Genomic DNA, 7430 nt, shown 5'->3' with positions numbered 1-7430 from the left:
CTATCGCTCACTTCGTTCGCTGGACGTCCAAAAGCTGCGCTTTTGGACGCCCGTTAGCTTAATCGTTAGGCGGTATTACTTTTTGGACCCGGTGCAATACATGGAAGTTGGGTTAGTCACCGCACATTCAGCATTTATTCCGCTGCCAATCTGTGGCCGGAAAACTCGCCGTGATGCACGTGCTGGCTCTCGCCCTGTTGTCGCCCCATCTGGCGCACACACGCCGTGCACAGGTGTCGTCCCGCCACGCTGTTCGCGCTTGAAAGTCCGCGGCGGCTCGGCCATCGTGCTGCAACCAACACAGCGTCGGCCCGAGCATCTTCGCCTAACAAATGGTTCAAGCCGCTCGCTTCGCTCGCTCGGGACTGGCATAGCCGGCCCCTTAACCAAACGTTAGAGGTCACAGTGGAAATTCACGGTTACTCCAAGGAAGAGCAGTACGCTGAAGACCTAATACCGGCCGAGCTAGCAGAGATCACGCTAGTCGCATCCCCTAAAGAGCTACGGCGCATTGCTAAATTTCTTGAGAGCTGTGCAAACGGAATCGAGAAGCATGGAAAGTCTTGGAGTCATGAGCACTTGTCCGACCAAGACAAGAGCTTTGAAAGCTCGCCACACTTCGTTGTTTACAATCCAGAGTACGAACTGTGACCTCTAACAAGTCGCTCAACGCTGCTCACTTCGTTCGCTGGACGTCCAAAGCTGCGCTTTTGGTCGCCGTTAGCTTAATCGTTAGGTGCCAAAAATGTTCAGTAGCCACGCTAAAGGAATAGCACGCGACAGCCTCCTATTTTTTATCACCGCAATGGTGCTGACTGTAGGGGCAGTCGCTTTGTACGGATTAATTATTGGAATTGGTCTTTTCATCATTGGCATCCTTACCAAAACCGGCGCTGGAGCTGCGGTAGGAGCATTCTCAGTAGTCGGCATGCCCTTTGTGTTTGCACTATTTATTGGGATATTTTGCATTCTGCCATCAGCAATTGCCGGCATAGTTTTTGGATTTTCAGCGTTCATATCACGCTCGCTAAATCTTCCCAAAGTGGCACTACTACTATTTTCAATGGGGGCAGGATATTTGGCAGGTCACATCGGAATACCAGCAAGTGCTAAAGACTACATACCATCACTGACTTTATGTGCCGGTCTGGCAGTATCAGCAACAATCTGCTACGCCAGCTACTTCAAGAAATTTTTCAGCTATCCACTGTAGGCACCTAACAATGAACTCAACTATCGCTCACTTCGTTCACTGCACAGTCAAAAGCTACGCTTTTTCCTGCCCCCTAGCTTAATCGTTAGACCACAGCGAGCTTTCTCGATGATCTATGAAGGTTTTGATCAATACTGGCTTGCATACCTCGCCGCTCACTCAAAACCGGCTACCCGCGTATGCCACTACATTGGTACTGTTCTGGGCCTGTTTCTAGGCATTGCGGCGTCATTTTTTGTGGTTTGGTGGGCGCTCCTAGTCCTCGGCCCAATCGGTTATGGCATTGCGCTAGCTAGCCATCCCTTGGTTCAAGGAAATCGCCCATTTGCTACCCACCCACTTTGGGGCCTAGCTAGCGACTTGCGCATGCTTTGGTTTGCAGTTACCAATCAACTTAGCCCGCATATTGAAAGGGCTATGCGTACTGCCACCTAACAAATGGTTCAAATCGTTCGCTTCGCTCACTGGGACGGGCTAAAGCCCGCCCCTTAACCAAACGTTAGGTAACGTCTCGTGAAAGCCGAGCTGATCCTCATCGAATCAATCAAAAGAGCCTTTCCTGAAAGAAAAGGATTGACCGATGAACAGATTGAGGGAAATCCATATTTATTCGAGCAAATTCCGGCATCTGAAGCCTTGCAGTATCTGCCAACTTATATGATCTTCATCCTTCAAGAACTGAGGGGCAATCCAGGCTCTCTAGTTTATTTGCAAGTCCTATACGTATTAAACAACTACAGCAAGTGCAAGTCTGCTGACGACCAGTCTCAAGGCGTATGGTTTCTTCTTTCAACCCAGCAAAAGAAATCCATCATGAATTTTATTTCGCACTTATCGCACAATCAGCCTGAAAACATCGACGCAGATGAACTCAAAAAGATCTCAAATCGGTGGCAACCAGTCACCTAACTAGTGGTTCAAGTCGCTTCGCTCACTCGGAACCGACTAAAGCCGGCCCCTACCCTAACTCACCCCACCGGCGGCGCCCCCCAAATCTCTTTGGCGTACTCACGAATGGTACGGTCCGACGAGAACCAGCCCATCCGCGCCGTATTAAGCACCGCCGCACGCCACCAGCGGGCCGGGTCTTGCCAGAGTTCGTCGACCCGACGCTGGGTGGCCCAGTAGTCGTCGAAGTCGGCGCAGACCATGAAGCGGTCGTCGTACACCAGGGCATCCACCAGCCCCACGTAGCGCGTTGGGTCGTCCGGTGAGAAAACGCCGCCGCGGATCGCCTCCAGCGCGGCGCTCAGGCGATCCGAACCGGCGATGACGCTGGCCATGTTCAGCTCGCCGGCCTGTTTGCGCAGCTCCACCTGTTGCGCGGTCATGCCGAAGATGAACAGGTTGTCGTTGCCCACCTGCTCGCTCATCTCGACGTTGGCGCCATCCAGAGTGCCGATGGTCAGCGCGCCGTTGAGGGCGAACTTCATGTTGCTGGTGCCGGAGGCTTCCAGCCCGGCGGTGGAGATCTGCTCGGACAGGTCCGCCGCCGGGATGATGGTCTCGGCCAGACTGACGTTGTAGTTGGGGATGAACACCACCTTGAGCAGGCCGCGCACCGTGGGGTCGTCGTTGACCGTGCGGCTGATGTCGTTGGCCAGCTTGATGGTCAGCTTGGCCTGGTGATAGCTGGCCGCGGCCTTGCCGGCGAAGATCTTCACCCTTGGCACCCAGTCGGTGGTCGGGTCGTTGCGGATCGCCTGGTACAGCGCCACGGTGTGGATCAGGTTGAGCAACTGGCGCTTGTATTCGTGGATGCGCTTGACCTGCACATCGAACAGCGCGCTGGTATCCAGGGTCACGCCCAGGCGCTCCTGTACCAATGCCGCCAGGGCCGCCTTGTTCTGCTGGCGCAGGGTGGCGAAGCGCTTGTGCATGGTCTTCTTGTCGGCATGGTTTTCCAGGCCGCGCAGCACGGTTTCCGGCGAATCCAGTACTTCGGGACCAAGGGTATCCACCAGCAGCTCGGTCAGTTTCGGGTTCACCTGGAACAGCCAGCGGCGGAAGGTCACGCCATTGGTCTTGTTGTTGATGCGCGTCGGGTACAGGCCATGCAGGTCGCGGAACACCGTCTTGCGCATCAGCTCGGTGTGCAACGCAGACACGCCATTGACGCTGTGCGCACCGAGGAATGCCAGGTTGCCCATGCGCACCCGCCGACCGTGGTCTTCCTCGATCAGCGACACCGAGCGCAACAGGGCAAAGTCGTGGATGTCCTGGGCCCGCAGCGAATCGATATGGTAGGCGTTGATCAGATAGATGATCTGCATGTGCCGCGGCAGCAGGCGCTCCATCAGCGATACAGGCCAGGATTCCAGCGCCTCGGGCAGCAGCGTATGGTTGGTATACGACAGGGTCGCCACCGTCAGCTGCCAGGCGTCGTACCAGCTGAGCTGGTGTACATCCACCAGCAGGCGCATCAGTTCGGCCACGGCGATGGCCGGGTGGGTGTCGTTGAGCTGGATCGCCGCTCGCTCCGGCAGCCGCCGGATGTCGCCGTGCTCGCGCACATGGCGCTGCAGCAGGTCCTGCAACGAAGCGGAGACGAAGAAGAACTCCTGGCGCAGGCGCAGCTCCTGGCCGGCCTCGGTGCTGTCGGCCGGATACAGCACCCGCGAGATGCTCTCGGCGCGCACCACATCCACCACCGCACCGATATGGTCGCCGGCGTTGAAGCGGTCCAGCTGCAGGTCTTCCTCGGCGCGGGCGCGCCACAGGCGCAGGGTATTCACCGCTTTGCGGCGCCAGCCGATCACTGGCGTGTCGTAGGCGATGGCGCGGATGGTCTCGGTGGGCTGCCAGACGTGACGCGGCAACTCGCCCTCTTCCGTCAGGCTGTGCACGCTGCCGCCGAAGCCGATGCTGTAGCTGACCTCGGGACGTTCGAATTCCCAGGGGTTGCCGAAGTCCAGCCAGGTTTCGGTCTGTTCCAGCTGCCAGCCATCGGCGACCACCTGGCGGAACAGCCCGTGCTCGTAGCGGATGCCGTAGCCGTGGGCGGCTAGGCCGAGGGTGGCCAGGCTCTCCATGAAACAGGCGGCCAGGCGACCGAGGCCGCCATTGCCGAGCGCCGCATCGGGCTCGACCTGGCGAATCCGTTCCAGGTCCACGTTCAGTTCGGCCAGGGCGTGGCGGGCGACGTCGAGCAGGCCCAGATTGCTCAGGTTGTCGATCAGCAGGCGGCCGATGAGGAATTCCAGCGACAGGTAGTAGATGCGCTTCTGCCCGCGTCGATCGAGCTGGGCCGAGGCCTCTTCCCAGCGGTCGATCACATGGTCGCGGGCCGCCAGGGCAATGGCCTCGAACCAGTCGTGGTCGAAGGCGTTGCCCGGATCCTTGCCGACCGCGTACTTGAGTTTGGCGAGGATGTTCTCTTTGAACTCGGCAACCTCCACTTCCCCTGCCATGGCGACCTCCTCAGGCGATGCGCCGCAGCGTTTCCCGAGGCGCGCCGGTCAGTTGCGCCAGCAGCGGCGCCGGGCGCGGACGCGCCACTTCTTCGTCGCGCAGGCTGTCCAGCACGTCGTGGCCGAGCAGGGTCAGGTTGCGCCCGATCAGCACCGGCACACCGTCCCATGGCTCGTCCAGTTCGCACTCCACCAGGCCGGCCTGGTCGAGCAGGTGCAAGTGGTATTTGACCGATTCCAGGTCATGGCCGGCAAACGGCTCGGGCACGAAGTAGCGCCCCTGCTCGCGGCTCTCGATCTCCAGCATCAGCGCCTTGATCAGCTCCCAATCTCTCTTCATGGCGGCGTTCCCTCCTCAGGACTACTCCAGATAAGGGTTCGCGCGGGCCCGCTTAGTTCCACCTTTCTTAGCGGAGAAAGTCTGAACTCCCGTGTCGTTGGCCGGTTCAGAAGGCATAGGTTCCACGAATCACACCGGAGGCAACAGATGATCGCCAAGACCGCTGTATTGCTGGTCGGCAGCCTGTTCGGCTCGCTGGCCATGGCCGAGGGTTGCCACATCCTAACCCGCTCCGCCAGCCCCGGTGTCGAGGCAGTGGAGAGCGAGAGCTGCTACGAATTCCAGGGCATGCCCGAGGGCTCGATCAACTGGTCGTGCAGCAACGAGAGCCAGGAGACCCTGGGCACCAAGAAGGAAAAGGTCGCCGAGTGCGCCGCCAACCACAAGGCCAGCTGTACCGCTGCCATCACCCAGGAGACCCTGGCCAACCACCGGTCGAGCAGCAGCAACCCGCCGTCCAACGAGCCCAATGTGCCGGACGACGCCAAGGTGGTGACCTACTACTACGGCCTGGAGGATCGCAGCCAGGCTCGGAAAGATTGCGAGCGAGGCGGTGGCGCATGGCAGGATCGCTGAGCATGAAGGACGGAGTCCTGCTGGTACCGAGCGAGTCGGGCGTCAGCCAACATGAACGTGCCGTGCATCATGTGCTGGGACGCAAGATCGCAGCCCTGCTCGGCACCCGTTTCCTCGGCGACCATGATCCCGCCGAGCACGCGACCGGCAACTACTACCTGATTCCCAGCGACACCCTGATCGGCACGCAACGCGCTCAGGAGTTGGGTATTCGCGGCCCCGAAGACTTTTTCGGCGGCATGGTGGCGCAGCCATTCATGTCGACCAAGGCCATCAGTCATCCGCTACCCGAACACCCGCGCCAGGTGCCGCAAGGCTGGTCCCACGAGTTTTCCAAGCAGGTGGCCAACTCCATTCTCGGCGGGAGCACGGTGTTCGACCTGAACGACGCCCAGCGCGCCGGCGAACAGTTGCTGGAGCACGGCCCGGTGCGCGTCAAGCAGGTGCTGGGCAAGGCCGGGCGCGGCCAGGAAGTGATCCGTGATCGGCAGGCCCTGGCCGATTGTCTGGCCGGCCAGGACGCCGCAGAAGTCGCCACCTGGGGCCTGGTGCTGGAAGAGAACCTCAACGACGTGGTGACCTTCAGCGTCGGCCAGGTGCTGGTCGCCGGCATCATCGCCAGCTACTACGGCAGCCAGCGCCTGACCCGCGATAACACCGGCGTGGAAGTCTACGGCGGCTCGGACCTGACCATCGTGCGCGGCGACTACGCCGAGCTGATGCGCCTGGACATGCCCGAGGCGATCCGCCTGGCCGTGTCGCAAGCGCATGTCTACGAGCATGCCGCCATCGCCGCCTTCGGCCTGTCCGCCTCGCGGCGCAACTACGACGTGGCCCAGGGCATCGACAGCCTCGGCAAGCCGCGCTCCGGTGTGCTGGAACAGTCCTGGCGCATCGGCGGCGCCAGCGCGGCGGAGATCTTCGCCCTGGAGGCCTTCGCGGCCGACCCGGCGCTGCGCTGCGTGCGCGCCGCCACCTTCGAATGCTACGGCGAGAGCGAACCGCCAGACGATGCCCAGCAGCTCTACAGCGGCGAAGAGCCGGAAGTCGGCCAACTGAGCAAATACGTCAAGGTGCAGGCGCATGGCATCCCATAGCGAGAAAGTGGAAATCATGGTGGAGGAAGAAACGATAGCCGGGACCATGGTCTCGCCGCAGACCAAGGTGCCGGGAATCCTCTTCGTTCACGGCTGGGGCGGGAGCCAGCAACGCGACCTGGCCCGCGCCAAGGGCATCGCGGGGCTGGGCTGCGTATGCCTGACCTTCGACCTGCGCGGCCATGAACGTACCCAGTCGCGCAAGCAGAGTGTGACCCGCGAGCAGAACCTGGCCGACATAGTCGCCGCCTACGACCGCCTGGCCAGCCACCCGGCCACCGACACCGGAGCCATCGCGGTGATCGGCACCAGCTATGGGGGCTACCTCTCGGCCATCCTCAGCACCCTGCGCCCCGTCAGATGGCTGGCCCTGCGCGTGCCGGCACTGTACTGGGACGAGGAATGGGACAGGCCCAAGCACCAGCTCGATCGCGAGCGCCTGGCCGAGTATCGCCGCACCTTCGTGCCGCCCCAGGGCAATCGCGCGTTGTCCGCCTGCTCCGAGTTCGAGGGCGACGTACTGCTGGTGGAGTCGGAACACGACGATTTCGTGCCGCACACCACGCTGATGAGCTATCGCGCCGCCTTCGTCAAGGCGCACTCGCTGACCCACCGCATCGTCGATGGCGCCGACCACTCGCTGAGCAACGACAGCGACCAGCGCGCCTACACCTCGATCCTCACCAGTTGGATCGGCGAGATGGTGATGGGCGCACGGGTCGGCGACTACCCGCACCACCTGGCGATCTACTCCTGAGCCAGGGAGAAAATTTGAACCCTGCCCCAGCGCCCTC

General features: G+C 60.9%; 7 protein-coding genes. 5 read left to right on the top strand and 2 right to left on the bottom strand.

Annotation, left to right across the window (positions count from 1 at the left end):
* Positions 1–745 precede the first annotated feature (745 nt).
* Positions 746–1213: a hypothetical protein gene (locus tag N7607_RS18130; protein ID WP_279866639.1), complete on the top strand. Its 468-nt coding sequence runs from the start codon at positions 746–748 to the stop codon at positions 1211–1213.
* A gap of 513 nt (positions 1214–1726) precedes the next feature.
* Positions 1727–2122, top strand: a complete 396-nt coding sequence (locus N7607_RS18125) for a hypothetical protein (protein WP_279866638.1) — start codon at positions 1727–1729, stop codon at positions 2120–2122.
* 59 nt (positions 2123–2181) lie between these two features.
* Here N7607_RS18125 and N7607_RS18120 read toward each other — a convergent pair whose 3' ends face one another.
* Both N7607_RS18120 and N7607_RS18115 read right to left on the bottom strand, forming a co-directional pair.
* Entirely contained in the window at positions 2182–4623 is a 2442-nt protein-coding gene (locus tag N7607_RS18120) for a glycogen/starch/alpha-glucan phosphorylase (RefSeq protein WP_279866637.1), read from the bottom strand.
* A 10-nt stretch (positions 4624–4633) separates the two neighbouring features.
* Complete coding sequence (locus N7607_RS18115) at positions 4634–4963, bottom strand: DUF2513 domain-containing protein (RefSeq protein ID WP_279866636.1); 330 nt, start codon at positions 4961–4963, stop codon at positions 4634–4636.
* Positions 4964–5110: 147 nt separating this feature from the next.
* On the opposite strand from N7607_RS18115, the gene N7607_RS18110 reads away from it, so the two are divergent.
* Genes N7607_RS18110 through N7607_RS18100 form a run of 3 tightly spaced genes read left to right on the top strand, consistent with a single transcriptional unit; the run spans position 5111 to position 7393 of the window.
* Entirely contained in the window at positions 5111–5539 is a 429-nt protein-coding gene (locus N7607_RS18110) for a hypothetical protein (protein WP_279866635.1), read from the top strand.
* A gap of 2 nt (positions 5540–5541) precedes the next feature.
* Complete coding sequence (locus N7607_RS18105) at positions 5542–6636, top strand: DUF3182 family protein (protein ID WP_279866634.1); 1095 nt, start codon at positions 5542–5544, stop codon at positions 6634–6636.
* Positions 6623–7393: an alpha/beta fold hydrolase gene (locus N7607_RS18100; protein ID WP_279866633.1), complete on the top strand. Its 771-nt coding sequence runs from the start codon at positions 6623–6625 to the stop codon at positions 7391–7393. The genes N7607_RS18105 and N7607_RS18100 overlap by 14 nt, the downstream gene beginning before the upstream one ends.
* Positions 7394–7430 lie beyond the last annotated feature (37 nt).

The organism is Pseudomonas sp. GD04019 (assembly GCF_029837695.1).
Taxonomy (GTDB): Bacteria; Pseudomonadota; Gammaproteobacteria; order Pseudomonadales; family Pseudomonadaceae; genus Aquipseudomonas.
The sequence above is the reverse complement of the archived record's forward strand: the minus strand, read 5'-3'. Positions and strand labels throughout refer to the sequence as shown.

Excerpts from the sequence above, each read along its gene's own strand:
- N7607_RS18130 (WP_279866639.1), top strand. The coding sequence starts at position 746 with ATGTTCAGTAGCCACGCTAAAGGAATAGCACGCGACAGCCTCCTATTT.
- N7607_RS18120 (WP_279866637.1), bottom strand. The coding sequence starts at position 4,623 with ATGGCAGGGGAAGTGGAGGTTGCCGAGTTCAAAGAGAACATCCTCGCC.
- N7607_RS18115 (WP_279866636.1), bottom strand. The coding sequence starts at position 4,963 with ATGAAGAGAGATTGGGAGCTGATCAAGGCGCTGATGCTGGAGATCGAG.
- N7607_RS18110 (WP_279866635.1), top strand. The coding sequence starts at position 5,111 with ATGATCGCCAAGACCGCTGTATTGCTGGTCGGCAGCCTGTTCGGCTCG.
- N7607_RS18105 (WP_279866634.1), top strand. The coding sequence starts at position 5,542 with ATGAAGGACGGAGTCCTGCTGGTACCGAGCGAGTCGGGCGTCAGCCAA.
- N7607_RS18100 (WP_279866633.1), top strand. The coding sequence starts at position 6,623 with ATGGCATCCCATAGCGAGAAAGTGGAAATCATGGTGGAGGAAGAAACG.